A 21,805-nucleotide genomic window follows, 5' to 3' on the forward strand; every position below is an offset into this window, starting at 1 on the left:
GGCGCTCTCATATCCCCGAGCATCTGGTTGATGACGCTCATGGCCAGACTCCATAAGCCAGGGCGCACCCCAGCAACAGTAACAGGGGCCACCAGCGCCGTGGCGCAAAGCGGCTGGCATCGTCGGTATCGCGAATGGCGAGCCGCACCAGACGGCTATCGATCTGGCGCACACCCTGACCATAGGCCAGCATCAGGCACTTCTGCGCCAGGATATTGATAAGTCTCGGGATCCCTCGCGAGGCTCGCCACAACAGGCGCATGGCGCGACCTGCAAACAGCGGCGCCCCGCGATACCCGGAGACCTGCAATCTGTGCTCCAGATAGGCGCGGGTCTCGTCAAAACGCAGCGGCCGCAGGCAATAGGAGAAGCCAATCCGCTGGCGCAGTTGGCGCAGATGTGGCTTGGCCAGTCTGGCATCCAGCTCGGGCTGGCCGAACAGCACGATCTGCAGCAGCTTGCTCGATTCGGTCTCGAGATTGCCGAACAGCCGGATCGCCTCCAGCGTCTCGTCCGGCAGCGCCTGCGCCTCGTCGATCAGCACCACCACCCGACTGCCCTGCTGGTGCAGGCTGATCAGGTGACGATGGATGCGATCGGTGAGATCCAGCTCGCTCTGATCCCGCACCGCCAACCCCAGCTCCAGCGCCAGCGCGATGCGCAGCTCGGCCGGGGTGAGGTGGGGATTGGGCAACCAGGCCAGCCGCACCGGACGCGCTTCCGAGCCCAGTTCACTTAGCAACTTGCGGCAGAGCAGGGTCTTGCCGGTACCCACCTCGCCGGTCACCTTGATAAAGCCCTCCCCCTGCGCCAGCGCCCAGTTGAGCACCTGAAGCGCCTCTTCGTGAGGCGGCAGGCCGTAGTAGAAGCCGGTATTGGGGGTGAGGCCAAACGGCGCCTCCTGCAGGCCAAAGTGAGTCAGGTACATGAGACCTCACCTGCCACGGCGAGCACGCGGCCTGTGCTGGCAAAGCCGCACAGGCCGTTCGGGATAAGGATGACCGCATCTGGTGTCATGGTTCAGCCCTTGGCCGGATACCACTTGTCGAGCAGCTCGGAGGAGCGTTGCAGCTCGTTTTGCCAGGTGTCTTTCTCCACCACGGTCGGTTTGAGCATGATCACCAGCTCCACCTTCTTGGTGCTCTCGCGGCGATTGGTAAAGGCCTCGCCCACCCAGGGAATGTCACCCAGCAGCGGCACCTTGCTGACAATCTCCTGCTTGTCGGTCTTCATCAGACCGCCGATAACGATGATGTCGCCATTATTGGCCTGCACCACGGTATCGGACTCGCGGATCGAGCTCTTGGCGAGCGGCAGCTCCAGCGGTTTGGCGGTGCCGACGTTGATGATCTTCTTCTGCTCTTCGGTATCGATAACAGAGGGATGGATGTGCAGCAGCACCTTGCCCTCTTCATCGATCTGCGGCGTTACGTCCAGCGCAATACCTGAGAAGAAGGGGGTCAGCTCCACATTAGGGGTCACGATAGGTTCGGCCGTGCCGGTCGAAGTCACTGTAGTGGTCGAGGCGTTGGTGACGAAGTACTCGTCCGTCCCCACCTTGATCACCGCTTTCTGGTTGTTGGTCGCGGTGACACGGGGGCTGGAGAGGGTATTCACATCGCCCTGGGTCTTGAGCAGGTTGACTGCCACGTTGAAGTTGCCGTCAGAGATCTTGAAACCGGCGCCGCCACCCAGCGCACTGAAGATCTGGTTGGGGGTGGTTGGCAACTGAGTGCCGGCCAGTGAACCGCCGCCGGTGATCCCCTTGCCGCCATCCCAGCTGGCGGAGAGACCGCTCCAGTCCACCCCCTGCTCGTACCCTTCGTTGAGAGCGACTTCGATGATCCGCGCCTCCAGCACCACCTGACGTTTGAGGTGACTCTCGGATTGATTGAGGAATTCACGCACCGCCTTGAGCTCTTTCGGATAGGCGCGGATGGTGACCAGACCCGCCTGCGGGCTGGTGATCACGGCGCGCCCATCGCCACTGCCGATCAGGGTCTGCAGAGAGTCGCGCAGATCGGTCCAGTAGTCGCTGTTGGTGTCGGTCTCGATACGGGTACCGTTACTGCTGTCGCCGCTCGAGTTGTTGCTGGAGGAGTTGTTAGAGCTGTTGTTGCTGGACGAGTTGTCGAAGCTGCCGTTGCTGTCGTTGTTGCTGTCATTGGCGGTCACCCCGCCGGTACTGACCGAGGTGCGGGAGAGGCCACGGCGGGACATCATCAGGTAGTTGACCGGGATGGTTTCGGTGCGCAGGCCCGCCGGATAGATATGGAAGACATTGCCCTTGCGCTGCACGTCAAAGCCGTACATGTCGCCCACCACCGCCAGCACTTCCGGCAGGGTTACATCTTTCAGTTCGACGGAGACCAGACCGGCCACCCCGGGGTGAACCGCCACGCTGTAGCGGGAGCCCTTGAACAGGGAACCGAAAAACTCCACCGCCTCCACGTCGTGAGCCGCGATGCGCAGCCGCTTCTCCGGCATGCCGACCGGCATCTGGGGGCGGTTCAGCTGCAGCAATTCACTTTGCACCGATTTGGGCAAGGCGGTCAGCGGGGCAGCCTGCTTCTGCTGGTCGTTCATGGCCTGCTTGAGCGCATCCTTGGCCTGGGTCGGCTCGGGGTGCTGATACGTGGTACAGCCTGCGGCCATCATGGCCACGGTGATCAGACAGAGACGGTGTTTTTTCATGTAATTAGGGCACCCTGACTTGCAATTAAACTCGATAAAGCCGGCTCACCTGCCAACGGGCAGCTGCGACTCAAACCCGGATCTTGCTGGCAAACAGTGTTACCGCATGGCGTTTTCCCGCCTTTTCCAGCACCACGGCATCGGCATTGATGGCCACCAGCGTATAGCCGTCCACCTGTTGTCCGACCCGATAACTCTTGCCATTGAGCACCGCCAGTGCCGGGCCATTGCCCAGTACCACGCTCTGCAGCTTCGGCAAACCGGCGCTGCTCTCGCCGGTCGCACGGGCGCCAACCGCCACATCTGCCAGCGGCGCGGTGGGATCCTGCAATACCTCGACCTGCTCCGCCTGTACCAGCAAGCTGAACAGGCAACAGCACAACGCAAACACTCTAGCCACGGATAAACTCCTTGCTGGTACTCAGGGTGTAGATCTCCATCTCCACCACCGCACCGGGATAGGCTTTGACCTGATAGTCGAACTGCTTCCAGTAGAAGTGGCGCGGCAAGGCTTCCAGCGCTTTAAGATATTGATACACATCGAAATAGCCGCCTTCAAGCTGAAGCCGGATACCGTTTTTGTAGAGATTGACCTTCTGCTCCCCCGCCATCAGCGGGGTCGGCTCCAGCGAACTGAGCGCCAGCATATGGAGATTGGCGGAGCGGGAGAGCAACGCCTCCAGCACCAGCGGCATCTCGTGCGCCGGGATCAGATCCACGGTCTGGGCCTTCAACTCACCGTCGATCCGGGCCAGATCCGCTTCCACTTGCGCCAACTGGTCACGCACTCCCTGATTGGGATCCCGCTTGAGCCGGGCCTGTTTGCCGAGGTTCTCCAGCTCCATGATTTCGAGGTCACGCTCGGCGGCGCTCAGGGCCATGCGATCCTGCTGCAGGCGGGCATCGGCGCCCTCGAGCCAGCCGTAAATGCCGGCCGCGCCCAGCAGTACCAGACCGGTCAGCAGGATCAACACCCGCTCCCGCTGGCTCAACACGGCGATACGCTGGCCCCATGCCTGCCATTGTGCTTTCAGGTTCATCAGGGTTTCTCCCGCGCGATGCCGCTCAACTGGAAGGTCAGGCGACCCTCCTTGTCACGGCTCAGGGTCAGTTCACCAAACTCCTTGCCCACCAGACTCGGGGTCTGCTTGAAGCGGTTGACCCAGGCCGGTACATCCTGACTGCGGCCAGCAAAGCCGGAGAGGTTGATCCGCCCTTCGTTGATCTCGATGCGCTGCAACGAGAGGTTGCTGTTGCGAATGCGGGAGAGATCCGCCATCACGCTGGCGTAGCCCTGGGATTTTTGCAGGGTCAGACTGCCCAGCTGGCGCATCAGTCCCTGCTTGGCCGTCAGCTCATCCTGCTTGTTGACCAGTTGCTGTTGTAACCGGGGATCTGCCTGATGGCGCGCCAGCTCGGCATCGAGCCGTTGCGCCTCGCTGCGCTTGAGCTCCAGCTCGGCATGACGCTGTGCCAGTGCCCGGCTGACCTGTTGCTGCTGCCAGCCGTAACCGACTCCCACCAACAGCATCAGCAGCAGCGCAAAGCCCCACACCAGCGCCATCTGGTTAAGGCTGGCCCACTGCCGTTTGGGGCGAAACTCGGCGCCATAGAGGTTTATCTGACGTTTCATCACGCATCCTCCCCGATGGCGGCGGCATAGGCCGAGAGGTATTCGACACCGGCCAGCACCGCTTTATTGGCCATGGCGGAGACGGCAAAACCAAAGGTCTGCTCCATGTGGCGCACCAGAGTACCGATAAAGGGCGAGGCGACGGCAAACTGCATCTGTCCCAGCTCGGGCAATTTCAGCTGGCCCGCCAGATAGTCGAGGGAGCGCTGGATCTCCAGCGCCAGTGAATCGAGTTGCATGCTGTCCGGCTCATGCTCACCGGTCAGGCTGGAAAAACCGCGCAGCTGGCGAGAGAAGCAGAGCCCCCCCTGATGAAAGACCAGCAGTTGCAGATCCAGCCCCTTGGGCTGCCACAACAGCATGCGCACCACATCATCAGCCTCATAGAGAGAGGTGAGCGCCAGCTCGTCACTGATGATGGATTGCAGGGTGGCGATGCCGTTGATAGCATCGGCCAGCTGTTGCACCCGGCTCTTGGGCAGGCAGATCACATTGATGCGCGGGCGACCGGCAGGCGGAGTGGGCAAATCCACATAGTCCATCGCCAGTTGCAGCACGGGTTCGCTGACATAATCCTTGACCGCCCAGGGGAGCGCCCCCGCCATCTCGGCGTCAGGCACGGCAGGCTTGTCGATCTGGATCTGCTGATAAAGGCTGGCGGCGAGGGCCACCCGCACTCTGGACTTGGCCAGACCATGACGGCTGAACAGCTCGTTGATGGCCACCGCCCACTCCTGCGGGCCGTTGATGGTGCGCGTTGCGAAGACGGGGGGATTGCCCACCGCGGCCAGCATGATCCTGTCATTGGCCAGCAATAGCCCGACCTGGCGGCTTGGCGTCGACCGTCTGAACAGTTGTTTCATGTAAGCCCGCCCATCATAATTGGTTAAATGATTGAAATATTAACATAAACCGCAGATTAGCCTCCAGATAAAAGACGGACTCACCATTGCAAGCCAGCCTTTCAAGCGAGCCGGATGGCCATGCCACCCTGCCCTCCCCCCTGCAACGCCTCCACCACCCGTTGCTGACCCGCTATGACGTCGAGCTCTGGTGCAAGCGGGATGACCTGATCCATCCGGCCATCTCCGGCAACAAGTGGCGCAAGCTCAAGTACCACCTGCTGCATGCCAGCGAGCACGGCAAACAGCACCTGCTCTCGTTCGGCGGTGCCTACTCCAACCATATCCACGCCCTGGCTGCCGCCGGATACCAGACCGGTCTTCGCACTACCGGTATCATACGGGGCGAAGCCGATGCCGTCAGCAATACCACCCTCAGGGATGCCAGACGCTGGGGCATGGATCTCGTTTTCGTCGATCGCCAGAGTTATCGGCGGCGGCAGGATCCCGACTGGCTGGCCCAATTCGATGCACCCGATACCCTGATCGTTCCGGAAGGGGGTAGCAGCCCGCTGGCTATCCCCGGGGTGGCCGAGCTGGTCGGCGAAGTGCCCTTCTCGCCAGATCTCTGGGTACTGCCCTGTGCCAGCGGTGGCACTCTGGCAGGACTCATCGCTGGCAAACGGGATCGGGAGCAGATCCTCGCCATTGCGGTGCTGAAGGGGGGCGACTTTATCGCCGACGAGGTGTGCCGCCTCCATCCCGCAGCCGCCAGCATTCCCGGTTGGCGGATCGCGCTCGATCATCACGACGGTGGCTACGCCAAATTCAGCCCGGCGCTCTGGCAGTGGGTAGAGGATTTTAGCGCCGAAACCGGCCTGCCGCTGGAGCCCATCTACAGTGGCAAGGCGATGTGGGGGCTGTTTCGCGAGCTGGCGGCGGGCCGCATCGCCCCCGGCAGCAAGATCGTCTTTATCCACACCGGCGGCATGCAAGGACTCGCCGGACTGCGGGAGCAGGGGCGGCTGTGAGCCCGCCTGACGGCAACCGCAAACAACAGAGGGTCGCCCCAAGGCGACCCTCTGTTGTTTATCTCACACGCCAGCCGGTTCCGGCACCAGCCGCTGGGGCTCGGCAAACCAGGGCCCCTGCCCGGCATGCACCCCGAGGTGGCGCAGCATCTTCCACTCGTCGCCACTCTCCACCCCCACCGCCAGCACCCGTGTGCGGGTATTGGCGCAGCCCCCCACCAAACTGCGCACCGCCATCTGGTTGACCTGACGGGCGTGGATCTCCCGCACCAGACTTGGGTGCAGCTTGAGGAAGTTGATCTCGAACTCCTTGATGTACTGGGTGCTCACCACATCCTGACCGGCATGATCGATGGCCAGCTGGCAGCCGAGCATCCGCAGGGAGCGCAGCGGCCGCTTGAGCGCCTCGAAGTGACGGGTCACCTGGGATTCGGAGAGTTGCAGGATCAGCCGCTCGTTGGTGCTGCGCGGCAGCTGGAACAGGGCGAAGAAGAGCCAGCGCTGGAACTCGCGGTTGAGCAGGCTCTGGGCACTGAGGGTCAGACTGATGGGGCAGCTCTGCTCGGAGCGCTGGCGCAGCAGGGCGAGGGTCTGTTCCGCCACCAACCGATCCAGTTGCAACAACAGCCCGACTTTCTCCGCCATCGGCATGAAGATCCCCGCCTGCAGGGCTCGCCCCTGTTCGTCGTGCAAGTAGGTGAGCAGCTCCAGCTGCAGCACTACCTGCCCCCGATCCTGCTGGATCGGCTGGGTGTAGAATTCGATGCCGTGCTCTTCGAGGCGGCGACTGATCAGGGTACGCCAGCGCACCGTGCCCTTGCTGCTCTGCTCCTCATCCAGCTGCTTCTCGTAGAGGAACCAGCCGTTGTGCCCCTGCAGACGGGCACTCTTGAGGGCCAGCTCCGCCTCCTCCTGCACCTTGAGCAGGCTGTCTTCGGCCTGATAGCAGACGGCGCCGAGATAGACCGCCGTGTCGGGATTGATCTCCTGCGGCCAGTGCAGTCGTTGCAGGCTCTTGAGCAGCTGGCTGGCACTATCCACCATCTCGCTCTCTGACATATTGGGCAGCAGCACCGCAAAGACCTGACCGGCATAGCGGGCCTGCAGGGCGCCGTTATGCTTGCGCACGAAGGCGCCGATGGTGGCACTCGCCTCCAGCAGCAGGTCGTGCCCCAACAGCTCGAACTGTTCGGCCTCCAGATCCTCCAGACAGGCGAGATCGATCAGCAGCACGCCGCCGCTCATCACGCTCGCCTCCATGATGGCGCTCTCCAGCCGGTTGTCGAAAAACAGCCGGTTGCCGATGCCGGTCATCTTGTCGACGAAGGCGTTGCTGCGAATGAAGTTGTCGAAGCGGCTGCGCTCCTTGCGGGCATCGGCCAGCTCGGCCAGCAGATGGTCGAGGGCCTGACTGGCGGCCACCGGCCACTCTTCGGCGGGGTCGTGGCTCAGCTTGGAGAGTTTGTCATCGAGGATCAGCTGGGCGCGAATGCCCAGTAGTTCGGCACCGCGCAACTGCTGGCGCAGCCAGCGAATGGAGTACCAGAGGCCGAACACCACGATAAAGACGCCGAACGAGATGCCGGACATCGCCCTGATGGAGTATTCCGCCTCCTTGAAGGGACGCTCCAGCTTGAAGTTGGCCTGCATGCCGGTCTGATGGGGCAGCGGGTGGCTGTATGGTTGCAGCAACTGTTCGTCGACCGGATTGCGCACATCGCGGAACCAGTAGACCCGCTGGTCGTTCTGGCGCACCTCCAACTCCACCACATGAGCCGCCCGCAACAAGGTGGGCAGCCAGCGACTCATATCCTCCATGTCGTGAGCGACATCGAGCTGCTTGTCGATCACTTCGACCAGCGCATCGACCTTCTTCTGCTGCAACTCCATGCCCAGCTCGCGAAAGCTGAACACCCCGCCAATCAGCACGGTCGCCATGGCCGCGATCACGCACAGGGTGATAAATGAGACAAGCTGTGTTGTGAGTTTCATGCGCCTTTCCGTATGCCCGGCATCATCCATTGGAGCTCATGGTAGCAGCGGCGGAGTCACCATCACTATGGACGGGGATCCCGCTTCTGCAATTTAAGCGGGCAAGCATAACCCAAAGCAGAGGGAGAATACCAAGGATGACGGGCTGCGAAAGCGGGAGAGGACAAAGTGACGGGCAGAAAAATGGTCCCTCAAAGGGGACCAAAAGGAACACTCATATCAAAACTAACACTCTGTGCTACTGACAAAAAACAGATACAGGAGTATTGAACACACGGTGAGTCAAACCGCAGGGCTACTCTAATGCAGTTCGGATAAGCTGGGCAATTGTCATTTATGACAGGTCAGCGATTGAATCTTGCCAAAGTTAATAATAAAAACATTTAAAATCATATAGTTAAAAAATCAATCAACAAGTGCGACACGTCTGACTCAAATTGATTGCACTAATGCACTATGATGACCTATCCCATTTGTGTCTCATGAAACTGGCAGGTACCCCTTGTTGCGCATCTCATCGGTCTGGATCTCTCTGCTGCTGTTTACCCTGCCCATCGTGGCCAGCCAGTCGCTGGGGTTATGGCTTGCCAAGCCGTTGGCCAACTACCTGCTGGAACAGAAAGTGGCCGAGATAAAGCAGGCACTGGAAGAGCGTCACAAGGAGCTCGATACTGCGCTAACGGAGCAGTTGGCGCAATTTGACTTTGACTGTGGCCCAACGGATATGGCACTGCTGCGCGACCCCCGCTACTACAGCGCCCACATCCGCCTGCAGGGGCTCACACTGGCATCCGGCGCCAGCTGCTCGAGCCTGGGGCCGGGGCTTCCCATTGTCATCACGAATTATCAAGATGATATCCGGCTCGGTAACTTCGGCTTAACCGCGACACCGGCCAAATTCAATACCGAGCAGGAGCTGGTGGCCTACTACCAATCTGGCGAAAATATCGCCTACTGGGTGCTGGATAACAGCTGGAGCCACCAACTGCTGCAGCACCCCTGTGCCAACTGCTTCTATCTGGAATTCAGTGAGCAGGATCCCGAGGTGACCACCACCTACTTCCCCCGCGGCGACAAGACCATCAAGAGCGAAGAGGGACGCCGCAGCATGAGCTTCACCGATCCGGCCGTGCTGACCAGACAGACGGTCTGGGCGGGCAAGGCGCTCAATCAATATGCTCTGCAGCAAGTCAGACTTTACGGTCTCTGGGCTGGCACCCTTCTGGGTGTGGTGCTGACAACAGGTTATTGGTTATTGCGCAACTACCGACGCTCTCTCAAGGGGCTACTGCAGGCGGGGCTGGCACGACAACAGTTCATCCCCTTCTACCAGCCCGTGGTGGACAGCCAAAGCGGCCAGGTTGTTGGATTCGAGGCGCTGCTGCGCTGGCAACGGGGCAACGAACTGATCCCGCCCGGCACCTTTATCGACTATGCGGAAGAGCAGGATCTGATCCTGCCGATGACCAGCCAACTACTGGAAAAAGTGATCGCGGATCTGCCCCAACTCGCACCCAATCAGTGGGTCAGCGTCAACATAGTGGCCGCCCATCTCGAACAATCACACCTGCACGACTTGCTGCAGCGCCATCAATGGCCCTCTCCTGCCCGACTCACCTTCGAACTGACCGAGCGCAAGCCCATTATCGACATCGGGGCCGCAAGCAACCAGATCTCCGCCCTGCAGGCAAAGGGCTATCACTTCAAGCTGGATGACTTCGGGACCGGCTACGGCGGCTTTGCCTACTTGCAAAGCCTGGGGATCCGCCAGATCAAGATCGACAAGATGTTCGTCGACACAATAGGCACCGACGACCTCAAGCGCAGCGTACTGGATGCCACCATCGCCTTTGGCCGGGAATCCGGCATGGAGATGATCGCTGAGGGAGCAGAACGTCAGGAGCAGGTGGACTATCTGCAGCGACACGGCGTGCATCTGATCCAGGGTTATGTCTATGCAGCGCCGATGCCGCTGAACAAGTTGACGCTCTGGTTGCTGGCCTGGCAGCAACATCACTCGAAGGCGGCATAAGTACTCCCCGCCGCACAGGCAAGCCTTGATCAATCGGAAGTCGAGTGGCAAAACCCGACCTCCTCATCTCTTGTAACAAAATGATTTTTCCTTGAGCAGGCAATCGCCTTTATCATTGGCGGGGCCGTCACCCCGGTGACTCGGCCCCACTTTCGCCATACCCCGTCGGTTTAGACCGCCCAGAGATGAGAACCATTGCCTATGAAGACAGTTATCCGGCAAGAGATTGCCCTGCCCGTCGGCCTGCTGACCCTGCTCTTTTTCAAGACCCTGGGCAGCGACCTGCTGACAGAGACAACTCCGCTCGGGATCTATCTTCCGGTATCGGCGGGGCTGCTGGCCATCGTCACCTGGGCCATCTTCTCGGTGGTGCGCCACTCCGACGCCCTCGCCATCAAGCTGGGCGAGCCCTTCGGCACCCTGATCCTCACTCTCTCGGTCATTTCTCTGGAGGTGGTGATGATCTCCTCGGTGATGCTGACCGGCGAGCCCAACCCCACTATGGCGCGCGATACCATGTTTGCGGTGGTGATGCTGGTGAGTACCGGGCTGGTGGGCTTCACCCTGCTGTTTGGCGGCTGGCGCTACCACACCCAGAGCTTCAATCTGGACGGGGTCAAATCCTATCTGGTGGCCATCATTCCGCTGGCGCTGCTCTGTCTGGTGCTGCCCAACTTCACCGAGGGTGGCGCAATCGGCAGCATGTCGCGCGCCATGTCATGGATGCTGATCATCATCTCGATCCTGCTCTACGGCGTCTTTCTGCTGATCCAGACCCGCAGCCACAGCCACTTCTTCGTCGACAGCGATCACGAGGATTACGAGGAGCACCACGGCCCGCTGCAGAGCAACATCTACCATACCCTGCTGCTGCTCGCCTATCTGCTGGTGGTGATACTGCTGGCCAAGACCCTGGCCGTGCCTATCAACTTCGGCGTGAAGATCATGGCGGCGCCTCCTGCGCTGGGGGGCTTTATCGTCGCCTGTATCGTGCTGGCACCCGAGGCGGTCGGCGCCATCAAGGCAGCCATCAACAACCAGCTGCAGCGGGCGATGAACCTCTACTTCGGCTCGGTGCTGGCCACCATCGCCCTCACCGTGCCTGCCGTGCTCTTTATCGGCGCCATGCTGGGTCAGGAGGTGCGCCTCGGCCTCTCCGCCGCCGACATGGTGCTGCTGGTCACCACTCTCATGGTGTGCAAGGTAACCTTCAGCAGCGGCCGCACCAATGTGCTGCACGGCGCTACCCATCTGGTGTTGTTCGTGGTCTATCTGTTCCTGATGTTCGAGCACGAATAACCGCATTCAACCAGCGCCAGAAACGCAAAGACCGCCCGATTGGGCGGTCTTTTATCATCTACTCCCGGATCTCACGGGCGCCAGTGAAGCGGCTTCTCCCTCATCCCCAACCCTTCTCCCGCCAGGGGAGAAGGGGGACCAAGGCTTACAGGCTGGGCAGCACCCCGACCGGGATCAGGTCGTTGTAGCTCGCCTGAGCCAGCAGCTCGGCAGCCGCTTCGATGTCCGGCGAGAAGTACCTGTCCTTGTCGTAGAAGCTCACCTCTGCCCGCAGGCGTCCCTTGGCCAGCTCGATCAGCTCGGTACTGCGCAGCGGCGCGCGGAAATCGAGCCCCTGTGCCGCCGCCAGCAGTTCGACCGCCAGAATGCCGCGGGTATTCTCGGCCATGTCTGCCAGCCGACGACCGGCGAAGGTGGCCATGGAGACGTGATCCTCCTGGTTGGCGGAGGTGGGCAGGCTGTCCACCGAGGCGGGATGGGCCAGCGTCTTGTTCTCGGAGGCGAGCGCCGCCGAGGTGACCTGCGCGATCATAAAGCCCGAATTCACCCCGCCGTTGTTGACCAGAAACGCCGGCAGACCGGACATCCGCGAGTCGATCAGCAGCGCCATCCGCCGCTCGGAGAGGGAACCGATCTCGGCGATGGCCAACGCCAGATTGTCGGCAGCGAAGGCCACCGGCTCGGCGTGGAAGTTGCCGCCGGAGAGGATCTCCTCGTCATCGGCAAACACCAGCGGGTTGTCGGAGACCGCGTTGGCCTCGCACACCAGCACCTCGGCGGCGTGGCGGATCTGGGCCAGACAAGCCCCCATCACCTGCGGCTGGCAGCGCAATGAGTAGGGATCCTGCACCTTCTCGCAGTTGTGATGGGACATGCCGATCTCGCTGCCATCCACCAGCAGGTGACGATAACAGGCGGCCGCGTCGATCTGGCCGCGCTGACCGCGCACCGCGTGGATGCGGGCATCGAACGGACGGCGGCTGCCAAGGGCGGCTTCCACACTCATGGCGCCGATGGTGATGGCACCGGCGAACAGATCCTCGGCGTGGAACAGCCCCTCCAGCGCAAAGGCGGTGCTCGCCTGGGTGCCGTTGAGCAGCGCCAGCCCCTCTTTTGGCGCCAGCGCGATGGGCTCGAGCCCGGCAATTTTCAGCGCCGTGGCGGCGTCGATCAGCTCGCCCTTGTGGCGCGCCTTGCCTTCACCGATCAGCAGGCAGCTCATGTGGGCCAGCGGTGCCAGATCGCCGGAAGCGCCGACGGAGCCCTTCTTCGGCACCACCGGATAGACCTCGGCATTGACCAGCTTCATCAGCGCCTCCAGCACCTCCAGCCGGATGCCGGAGAAGCCCCGCGCCAGCGAGTTGAGCTTGAGCACCATCATCAGCCGCACGGTGGCGTCATCCATATAGGTGCCAATCCCTGCCGCGTGGGAGAGCACGATGGAGCGCTGCAACTCGTCAAGCTGCTCCACCGGAATGCGGGTGTTGGCCAGCAGGCCAAAGCCGGTGTTGATGCCATACACCACCCGGTTCTGCTCGATCACCTTGGTGACCACCGCAGCGGAGGCGTGGATCCCCGGCAGGGCGGCCGGATCCAGTGAAACATGTACCGGCTCGCGGCTGACGCGGCGCAGGGTGGCAAGATCCAGCTCGCCCGGAGTAATAGTCAATTCAAACATGGTGTTACACCTTTCCTTTGACACCGTGGGCGCCGTCAATCATCGGCAGATCCAGTTTCGCCTCATGGGCACAGTTGATGGCAATCTCGTAACCCGCATCCGCGTGGCGCATCACGCCGGTGGCCGGATCGTTACGCAGTACCCGACCGACGCGGCGGGCCGCATCGTCGGTGCCGTCACAGACGATCACCACGCCGGAGTGCTGGGAGAAGCCCATGCCGACCCCGCCGCCGTGGTGCAGGGAGACCCAGGTCGCACCACCGGCGGTGTTGAGCAGGGCGTTGAGCAGCGGCCAGTCGGAGACGGCATCGGAGCCATCCATCATCGACTCGGTCTCGCGGTTCGGGCTGGCCACCGAGCCGGAATCCAGATGGTCGCGGCCAATCACGATAGGCGCCTTCAGCTCGCCATTTTTCACCATCTCGTTGAAGGCCAGACCGAGCCGCACCCGATCCTTGACCCCGACCCAGCAGATCCGCGCCGGCAGCCCCTGAAACGCGATGCGCTCGCGAGCCATGTCGAGCCAGTTGTGCAGGTGGGGATCGTCCGGGATCAGCTCTTTCACCTTCTGATCGGTCTTGTAAATATCCTCCGGATCGCCGGAGAGGGCCACCCAACGGAACGGGCCGATCCCCTCACAGAACAGCGGGCGAATGTAGGCTGGGACGAAGCCGGGGAAATCGAAGGCGTTCGCCACCCCCTCCTCCAGCGCCATCTGGCGGATGTTGTTGCCGTAATCCAGAGTCGCCGCGCCACGGGCTTGCAGGGTCAGCATCGCCTCCACCTGACGGGCCATGGAGCGACGGGCGGCCAGATTCACCTCCTGCGGGGCGCTTTGTTGCAGCTCGCGCCACTTGGCAACGCTCCAACCCTGCGGCAGGTAGCCGTGGATCGGGTCGTGGGCAGAGGTCTGGTCGGTCACCACATCCGGCGTGATGCCACGGGCCACCAGTTCGGCAAATACGTCGGCGGCGTTGCCGAGCAGACCGACGGAGACGGCGCTGCCGCTCTGCTTGGCTTCCTCGACCATGGCCAGCGCCTCATCCAGCGTGTGGGCCTTCTTGTCCACATAGCGGGTCTTGAGGCGAAAATCGATACGGGTCTCGTCGCACTCCACGGCGATCATCGAGAAACCGGCCATGGTGGCAGCCAGCGGCTGGGCACCGCCCATGCCACCGAGACCACCGGTGAGGATCCAGCGGCCCGCAGGCTCGCCGTTGAAGTGCTGATTGGCCACCGCGAAGAAGGTTTCGTAGGTACCCTGCACGATCCCCTGAGTGCCGATGTAGATCCACGAACCCGCGGTCATCTGGCCGTACATCATCAGGCCCTTCTTATCGAGCTCGTTGAAGTGCTCCCAGTTGGCCCAGTGCGGCACCAGGTTGGAGTTGGCGATCAGCACTCGGGGCGCGTCCTTGTGGGTCTGGAACACCCCGACCGGCTTGCCGGATTGCACCAGCAGGGTCTGATCCTCCTCCAGCCGGGTCAGCACCTCGACAATCTTGTCAAAGCAGGCCCAGTTGCGGGCGGCGCGACCGATGCCGCCATAGACCACCAGCGACTGGGGATGCTCGGCCACCTCGGGATCCAGATTGTTCATCAGCATCCGCAGCGGCGCCTCGGTGAGCCAGCTCTTGGCTGTCAGTTCGGTGCCGCGCGGGGCACGGATCACGCGATTGGGATCGTGGCGGGGATCCTGCTGTTGCACAGACATACACACTCCTTGTTGTATCAATACGGTGCCTTCGGCGATGTGTGGCCAAAGGGTTAACGGGTCAACAGATGAACCAGCCGCGCGGCCACGCGGGCGCTGCGGTTGTCCTGATCCAGCGTCGGGTTGTACTCGGCCAGATCGGCGAGCCTGAGCTTGCCGCTGGCCCGGATATGGGCGATCAGTGGTTCGATCACCGCCAGCTCCACGCCACGGGCGGCGGGGGCGCTCACCCCCGGCATCACGGCACCGGGCAGCACATCAAGATCGATGGTCAGATATAGGTGATCACAATCGGCGATAAAGGCATCCAGCCCGCTTAGCAAGGCTGGCAGCTCGGTCTGAGTCATCGCCTCATCCAGCACATGCCACACGCCCAGCGCCTTGGCTCGGGCAAACAGGGCTTGGGTATTGGCAGTCTCGGCCACCCCGAGGCAGGCGTAGTGAAATGGCGTACCCTGAGCGGCGCACTGCTCGGCGATCTGGAAGAAGGGAGTGCCGGAGCTTACCAGCTCCTGTTTCATCCGCAGGTCAAAGTGGGCGTCGAAATTGATAATGCCGACCTTGCCACTGCCGCTCAGATGCAGGTTGAGGCCACTCCAGCTGCCGAAAGCAACCTCGTGACCGCCCCCCAGCACCAGCGGGAAGTGGCCCAGATCGAGCGCGGCGGCGACCCGTTCGGCCAGTCGGCCGTGGGCGGCGTCGAGATCGCCGTCGGGGCAGCTCACATCCCCGCCATCGTAGACGGGCCGGTTCAGGTGCCAGGCGGTGTTGGCCAGCAGCTTGCGCACCGCTTGCGGCGCACCGACAGCACCAATGCGCCCCTTGTTGCGGCGCACCCCTTCGTCGCAGGCAAAACCGAGCAGTACTACACCAGCTACCTCTTTTGCCCCGGCTGCCCAGGGCTGCACCTCTTGCCAAGGCAGAACTTTGTCGTGCCAGCGCAGGGCCAGCTCACCATCTTCCGGATCCTGCCGCCCTTGCCAGAGCGACATATCGACCGGGTTGAACTTATCCATGAAGGCTCTCCTCACCGTTGAAGATGCGGCTTGCCAGCTGATCGACGCCGACCATGTAGCTCAGCTCGGCCGGATGGGCGCAGTGCCAGATCAGGAAATCGGCCACCATCCCCACCCTGAGCTGGCCAAGGCGCTCCTGCTCGCCGAGCGCTTTGGCGGCGTGGCGGGTCACCCCGACCATCGCCTCCACCGGCGTCAGGCCAAACAGGGTGCAGGCCATGTTCATCGCCATCCGCAGCGAGACGATGGGGGCGGTGCCCGGGTTGATGTCGGAGGAGACAGCCATCGGCACACCCGCCTTGCGCAGGGCGGCAATCGGCGGCAGCTTGGTCTCTTTGAGGAAGTAAAAGGCGGTGGGCAGCAGGGTGGCGACCACGCCACGGTGGGCCAGCGCCAGGATCCCTTCCGGATCCAGATACTCCAGATGATCCACCGAGAGGGCGCCAAAGTGGGCGGCCAGCGTGCTGCCGCCGAGATTGGAGAGCTGATCCATGTGCCCCTTCACCGGCAGGCCGTATTGATCCGCCGCCAGATAGACCTGCTCGGTCTGGGCCAGCGAGAAGCCGATGTGCTCGCAGAAGACATCCACCGCATCGGCCAGACCCGCCTCGGCGGCGGCCGGGATGATCTCCTGACAGATGGTCTCGACCCAGCTGTCAGGATCGTCGTGATACTCCGGCGGCACCGCATGGGCCGCCAGCAATGTAGTCTTGACCCGGATCGGCAGCGCCTCTCCCAGTCGGCGGGCCACCCGCAGCATCTTGAGTTCGTCATCCAGCGTCAGGCCATAGCCGGACTTTATCTCCACCGTAGTGACCCCTTCGCGGATCAGGGATTTCACCCTTGGCAACGCCAGCTCGAACAGTTGCTCTTCGCTGGCGGCACGGGTGGCACGCACCGTGCTGATGATGCCACCGCCCCGACGGGCGATCTCCGCATAGGGCACGCCCTGCTGACGCAACTCGAACTCTTCGGCACGGCTGCCGGCAAAGACCAGATGGGTGTGACAATCGATAAGACCGGGGGTAACCAGCTTGCCCTGCATATCCAGCCAGTGGGTGGGATGGGAGCCCTTCAGCTCGGCCATCGGCACCAGCGCGTGGATCTTGCCTTCCTTCACACCGATGGCGTGGAGCGGCAACAAGCCGTAGTCGGCCAGCTCATCATTCAGGGTGGCGGGCGTCACGTTGAGCCAGATCCGCTCGCAGTTCAACAGTTCCTTGTTCATAGCGACCTCAAATGTATATACATATATTTATAGTCGATCTCTATGATGAAAGAAAGAGCGGAGTTCACATCCTGATAACAGCATCAAACTTAGAGTTTAAGCACAAAAAAGCCCACCAGGAGGTGGGCTTTGCAAAATAGAGCTGTATAGACATTCACTCTAACTGAGCCTTGGAGCTGAGCTTGTAGCGGGAACCGGGGGAGAGTAAACGGGCATAGGAGACCAGATGCCCCTCCGACCAGGTACGCCGGTGCAACAACAGGCAGGGGGAATCTACGCGGATCTGCAACAATCCCGCCTCACCGGCACTCGGCAACACGGCTTCCACCACGTGCTCCATCTCGGAGAGGGGGCAGACATCCATCAGATAGCGGTTGGGGGTTTGTCGGGTGAAATCCTGCTCGCCATAGCCCGGCAGGCGCCCGGCATCGACGAAGCGCTCCTCCAGCTGCAGTGGCTCGCCATCGGCCTGATGGACGATCAGGCTGTGAAAGATGGGGGCGCCAACCCGCAGTCCCAGTTGTACCGCTACCTTCTCGTCGGCGGCCAGCCGTTGCAGGCGGATCACCCGGGCGCTGTATTCACTGCCCCGCTCGGCAATCTCGTCGGCGATGTTGCGAATGGCCAGCAGCGGCGATTCGGTACGCCGGTCCGCCACGAAGCTGCCGGAACCGGCGGTACGCACCAGCCACCCCTCGGCCACCAGTTCGCGCAGCGCCCGATTGACCGTCATCCGGCTCACGGTGAACAGCTCGCACAGGGCAGCTTCGGTCGGGATCCTGTCCCCCGCCTGATAGTGGCGTTCGCGGATCCCGTCCAGAATGTGCTGCTTGATCTGCAGATAGAGGGCTGGCGCCACCATGAAGCTCCCTAGCGCCGACGATGGGGCGGACGCATGTCCGGCCAGGCGCGATAAACATCGGGGATCTGATCCGGCCCGCTGATGCAGAGATCGAGATCGTGCAGCAAGCCATCCTTGATCCCGTAGATCCAGCCATGCACCGCCAGCTCCTGCCCCTTGCGCCAGGCGTTCTGGATGATGGTGGTATGGCAGACGTTGGCGACCTGCTCGGCCACGTTCAGCTCGCACAGGTAGTCGAAGCGCTCATGCTCATCCTCGATGGCCTCGAGCTCTTCACCATATTTGAAGTAGACATCCTTGATGTTGCGCAGCCAGTTGTCGATGAGACCCAGCTCCTGGTTCTGCATCGCGGCCTTGACGCCACCGCAACCGTAGTGACCGCAGACGATGATGTGCTTCACCTTGAGCACTTCTACCGCGTATTGCAGCACGGAGAGGCAGTTGAAATCGGTATGCACCACCAGATTGGCGACGTTGCGGTGGACGAAGACATCCCCCGGCAGCAAGCCCATCAGCTGGTTGGCGGGCACCCGGCTGTCGGAACAACCGATCCAGAGGTATTCGGGGGCCTGCTGGGCAGAAAGGGTGGCAAAGAACTCGGGATCTTCGGCCTTGATCCGTTCGGCCCACTCACGGTTGTTGGTAAACAGGTCGTTCAACAGTTTCACTTCTGCTCTCCCTAATGTGGCAGTGGCGGCAACATAACACACTCAAGGGTAACCAAAGCAAGGCCGACCAGATCCTTGCGAAACAAAAACAGGGCCATCAGGCCCTGTTTTTATGAGAGGAAGCATCAGGCCTCCATGGCATCTTTCAGCTTCTTGAGTGCGTTCTTTTCAAGCTGACGCACACGCTCGGCAGAGACGCCGTAGGTATCGGCCAGCTCCTGCAGAGTGGTCTTGCTGTCATCATCGAGCCAGCGGGCGCGGATGATGTGCTGGCTGCGTTCATCCAGCGTAGCGAGGGCCGAGCTCAGGCGACGGGTCGCGTGATCGTCCCAGTTATCGTTCTCGATGGTCGCGGCCAGATCGGAGGATTTGTCCTCCAGATAGTGAACCGGTGCGAAGCCGCCCTCTTCTTCATCGTCACCCACCAGATCGAACGCCTGATCGTAGTTGGCCATCCGCGCTTCCATCTCGGTCACATCGCTTGTGGAGACGCCGAGATCAGCCGCCACGGCCTGAACCTCTTCGTGGTTCAGCCAGCCCAGACGCTTTTTGGATTTACGCAGATTGAAGAACAGCTTGCGCTGGGCCTTGGTGGTGGCCACCTTGACCATGCGCCAGTTGCGCAATACATATTCGTGGATTTCGGCCTTGATCCAGTGCACGGCAAAGGAGACCAGACGTACGCCGACCGTCGGATCGAAGCGCTTGACCGCCTTCATCAGGCCGATATTGCCTTCCTGTACCAGATCGGCCTGAGGCAGGCCGTAACCGGCATAACTCTTGGCGACATGAACGACAAAGCGCAGGTGCGACATAACCAGCTGACGGGCAGCCTCGAGATCGCCATCCTGCTGCAAACGCTCAGCCAGTTCACGCTCTTCCTCTGCGCTCAGCACCGGAATAGAGTTTACTGCCTGGATATAGCCTTCCAGACTACCTTGCGGAATCAGAGCCATAGTGCGCTGCAATGAAGTTCCCATCTGTTACCTCTTACTTTTCAATCGAATCAGTCTAACACCCTGAGAGGGTCTGTCTACTGACCGGATGCCATTCTGCGGCGTGTATCAAAGAACATGCCCAGTTTTAGACCGGCTTATCTTAAGCCTGCAGGATGAATCATGAATGAACAGTCAAAAAAAGGGGGTCACAATGAAGGACCCCCGAAAAGTAGCATGCTAAGTCCATTGTTGCGGAGCTCGCAACCTTCACATGCTTGCCAAGTCTGACGAGCAAGGCAGAGGGGCCACACTCGTATAAATGCTTCAGCTTAATAGACTGCTTATAAATCAGAAGGTTCCACGGATCCAGCAAAGATCCGGAAGATCATTGTTATTCAGAATACTCTGACTATGGGGGCCAAGCCAGAAACGGCCCCTTTTTTACTTGATCCACCTCGCAAAATCCAGCGATTTACCCTGATGATAAAGTAATCAGGATGGTTCGATGTCGCGAATGTGGCGATGGACCGAGAACCAGGAGGCGATCAGCCCCAGCAGGGCACCCAGCAAGATCAGATTGATCCCGTCTACCGCCCCCATGCCGACCAGCCGGAAGTTACTGTTATACAAGCCCGCCAGCTCCTTCACCACCCCTTCGCTCCAGATCACCATCACTTCGGTCAGCCACCAGGCCAGCATGCCGCCGATCACCCCGAACCAGATGCCGGTATAGAGGAAAGGACGATGAATAAAGGAGTCTGTCGCCCCCACCAGCTTGAGCACTTCGATCTCGGAACGCTGGTTGAGGATGTTGAGACGCAGGGTATTGCCGACGATCAGCAGCACGGCCGAGAGCAGCAACACGGCGATACCGGTAATGGTGTGGCGCAGCAGGTTCATGATCCCCTGCAATCGGGTCAGCCACTGCAGATCCAGCTTGCCCTGCTCGACCCCATCCTCGTTGTTGAGCTTGCCGAGCAGCTCGGCGGCCCCTTCCGGATTCTGCCAGCGTGGATCCGGGATCACACTCAACACCGGCGGCAGCGGGTTGCTGTCCAGATAATCGAGGGCATCGCCGAAGCCGGAGATCTCGCGAAACTCCCGCAGGGCATCGTCACGGCTCAGATAGGTGACCGAATCCACCTCGGGATAGAGCAGGATCCGGTGCTGCAGATCGAGAATGCTCTGCTCCGGCAGATCCTTGCGCAGGTAAAGGGAGATCTGGGAGCTGGTCTGCCAGCTCCCCTCCACTACCTCGGCGTTTTTCAGCAGCACGTGGAAGCAGGAGGGCAGCGCCAGACTGACGCCGAGCACCGCCAGCGTCATCAGGGAGGCGAGCGGATTGCGCCACAACTCCCCGAGACTGGCAAACGCCTGCCGCACATGGTCAACCCCGTACATCATCAGACGGCGCAGCGGCGGTTGTTTATGACGAACGATAGCCATCAGAGCTCCTCCCCGGCCGAATACATGCGGCCCGCCTTGAGGGTCAGGGTGCGATAGCGCATGCGGGCGATCAGTCCCAGATCGTGAGTGGCAATCAGCACCGAGACCCCAAAATTGTTGAACTCCTGAAATAGCCGCATGATGTCCATGGAGAGCTGGGGGTCCAGGTTACCGGTCGGTTCATCCGCCAGCAGCAGCGGCGGTTTGTTGACGATGGCACGGGCGATACCGACCCGCTGCTGCTCACCACCGGAGAGCTGGCGCGGCTGGTAACGCTCCTTGCCGAGCAACCCCACCTTATCGAGCGCCGCCGCGACCCGCTTGTTGATATCGGCGTGGCTGTAGCCATCGATCACCAGCGGCAGCGCCACGTTGTCGAACACGGTGCGGTCCATCAACAGCCGGTGATCCTGAAAGATCATCCCGATCTGGCGGCGGACATAGGGGATCTGGCTGCGCTGGATATGGCTGACATCGTCGCCATGAAAGAAGACGCGACCATCGGTCGGGCGCTCCATCACGCTGATCAGTTTGAGGAGGGTACTCTTGCCCGCCCCCGAGTGCCCGGTCAGAAAGGCCATCTCCCCCTTGCGCAGGTGAAAGCTGACCTTTTGCAGCGCCTGATGGCCGCCGCTGTATACCTTGCTGACCTTGTCAAAACGAATCATAACGGTTCCCTGAAATTGACAAACCCCGACCGGAGTCGGGGTATGGAACACTTACTCATCACGG

At 61.3% G+C, this 21,805-nt stretch carries 19 protein-coding genes; 3 read left to right on the forward strand and 16 right to left on the reverse strand.

Annotated features, from left to right (window positions below):
* Positions 1–37 precede the first annotated feature (37 nt).
* From mshM to PG888_RS06375, 6 genes are all read right to left on the reverse strand, one after another.
* Complete coding sequence (gene mshM, locus PG888_RS06350; RefSeq protein WP_075112765.1) at positions 38–928, reverse strand: MSHA fimbrial biogenesis protein MshM; 891 nt, start codon at positions 926–928, stop codon at positions 38–40.
* Positions 929–1,020: 92 nt separating this feature from the next.
* Positions 1,021–2,694, reverse strand: coding sequence for a pilus (MSHA type) biogenesis protein MshL (mshL, locus tag PG888_RS06355; RefSeq protein WP_270693001.1), 1,674 nt, complete (start codon positions 2,692–2,694; stop codon positions 1,021–1,023).
* A gap of 70 nt (positions 2,695–2,764) precedes the next feature.
* On the reverse strand, positions 2,765–3,094 hold the full coding sequence (locus PG888_RS06360) for a SctD/MshK family protein (RefSeq protein WP_005342886.1): 330 nt from the start codon (positions 3,092–3,094) through the stop codon (positions 2,765–2,767).
* On the reverse strand, positions 3,087–3,734 hold the full coding sequence (locus PG888_RS06365) for an MSHA biogenesis protein MshJ (RefSeq protein WP_270815672.1): 648 nt from the start codon (positions 3,732–3,734) through the stop codon (positions 3,087–3,089). The genes PG888_RS06360 and PG888_RS06365 overlap by 8 nt, the downstream gene beginning before the upstream one ends.
* A complete protein-coding gene (locus PG888_RS06370) occupies positions 3,734–4,327 on the reverse strand; it encodes a PilN domain-containing protein (RefSeq protein ID WP_111809110.1) in 594 nt (197 codons plus the stop codon). The genes PG888_RS06365 and PG888_RS06370 overlap by 1 nt, the downstream gene beginning before the upstream one ends.
* Positions 4,327–5,190, reverse strand: a complete 864-nt coding sequence (locus PG888_RS06375) for a hypothetical protein (RefSeq protein ID WP_058054213.1) — start codon at positions 5,188–5,190, stop codon at positions 4,327–4,329. Before PG888_RS06375 ends, PG888_RS06370 begins: the two co-directional genes overlap by 1 nt.
* 86 nt (positions 5,191–5,276) lie before the next feature.
* Between PG888_RS06375 and PG888_RS06380 the strand changes: the two genes are divergently transcribed.
* Positions 5,277–6,200: a 1-aminocyclopropane-1-carboxylate deaminase/D-cysteine desulfhydrase gene (locus PG888_RS06380; protein WP_182938836.1), complete on the forward strand. Its 924-nt coding sequence runs from the start codon at positions 5,277–5,279 to the stop codon at positions 6,198–6,200.
* Positions 6,201–6,263: 63 nt separating this feature from the next.
* On the opposite strand, the gene PG888_RS06385 is transcribed toward PG888_RS06380, so the two are convergent.
* Positions 6,264–8,192 carry an EAL domain-containing protein gene (locus PG888_RS06385; RefSeq protein ID WP_182938835.1) on the reverse strand — a complete coding sequence of 643 codons (1,929 nt, stop codon included), beginning with the start codon at positions 8,190–8,192 and terminating at the stop codon, positions 6,264–6,266.
* A 505-nt stretch (positions 8,193–8,697) separates the two neighbouring features.
* On the opposite strand from PG888_RS06385, the gene PG888_RS06390 reads away from it, so the two are divergent.
* Together PG888_RS06390 and PG888_RS06395 are read left to right on the forward strand one after the other, a co-directional pair.
* A complete protein-coding gene (locus PG888_RS06390) occupies positions 8,698–10,224 on the forward strand; it encodes an EAL domain-containing protein (protein WP_418133795.1) in 1,527 nt (508 codons plus the stop codon).
* A gap of 201 nt (positions 10,225–10,425) precedes the next feature.
* The gene (locus PG888_RS06395; RefSeq protein ID WP_182938833.1) at positions 10,426–11,523 is read left to right on the forward strand and encodes a calcium:proton antiporter; all 1,098 of its coding nucleotides are present in this window, start codon (positions 10,426–10,428) and stop codon (positions 11,521–11,523) included.
* A 145-nt stretch (positions 11,524–11,668) separates the two neighbouring features.
* Here the strand turns inward: PG888_RS06395 and hutH are convergent, their stop codons facing one another.
* The 9 genes from hutH to ftsE form a co-directional block, all read right to left on the reverse strand.
* Positions 11,669–13,201, reverse strand: coding sequence for a histidine ammonia-lyase (hutH, locus tag PG888_RS06400; protein WP_182938832.1), 1,533 nt, complete (start codon positions 13,199–13,201; stop codon positions 11,669–11,671).
* 4 nt (positions 13,202–13,205) lie between these two features.
* On the reverse strand, positions 13,206–14,915 hold the full coding sequence (gene hutU / locus PG888_RS06405) for a urocanate hydratase (RefSeq protein WP_182938831.1): 1,710 nt from the start codon (positions 14,913–14,915) through the stop codon (positions 13,206–13,208).
* 53 nt (positions 14,916–14,968) lie between these two features.
* Complete coding sequence (hutG, locus tag PG888_RS06410; protein ID WP_182938830.1) at positions 14,969–15,931, reverse strand: formimidoylglutamase; 963 nt, start codon at positions 15,929–15,931, stop codon at positions 14,969–14,971.
* Complete coding sequence (hutI, locus tag PG888_RS06415; RefSeq protein ID WP_182938829.1) at positions 15,924–17,159, reverse strand: imidazolonepropionase; 1,236 nt, start codon at positions 17,157–17,159, stop codon at positions 15,924–15,926. The genes hutG and hutI overlap by 8 nt, the downstream gene beginning before the upstream one ends.
* A gap of 154 nt (positions 17,160–17,313) precedes the next feature.
* Entirely contained in the window at positions 17,314–18,018 is a 705-nt protein-coding gene (gene hutC, locus PG888_RS06420) for a histidine utilization repressor (RefSeq protein ID WP_182939698.1), read from the reverse strand.
* An 11-nt stretch (positions 18,019–18,029) separates the two neighbouring features.
* Entirely contained in the window at positions 18,030–18,689 is a 660-nt protein-coding gene (gene can / locus PG888_RS06425; protein WP_041206790.1) for a carbonate dehydratase, read from the reverse strand.
* Between the two features lie 125 nt (positions 18,690–18,814).
* Positions 18,815–19,669, reverse strand: coding sequence for an RNA polymerase sigma factor RpoH (rpoH, locus tag PG888_RS06430; protein WP_182938828.1), 855 nt, complete (start codon positions 19,667–19,669; stop codon positions 18,815–18,817).
* 450 nt (positions 19,670–20,119) lie between these two features.
* A complete protein-coding gene (gene ftsX / locus PG888_RS06435; protein ID WP_033137698.1) occupies positions 20,120–21,073 on the reverse strand; it encodes a permease-like cell division protein FtsX in 954 nt (317 codons plus the stop codon).
* Positions 21,073–21,741, reverse strand: coding sequence for a cell division ATP-binding protein FtsE (gene ftsE, locus PG888_RS06440; RefSeq protein WP_042057091.1), 669 nt, complete (start codon positions 21,739–21,741; stop codon positions 21,073–21,075). Before ftsE ends, ftsX begins: the two co-directional genes overlap by 1 nt.
* Positions 21,742–21,805 lie beyond the last annotated feature (64 nt).

It is taken from the genome of Aeromonas sp. QDB23, assembly GCF_027707745.1.
GTDB lineage: Bacteria > Pseudomonadota > Gammaproteobacteria > Enterobacterales > Aeromonadaceae > Aeromonas > Aeromonas allosaccharophila.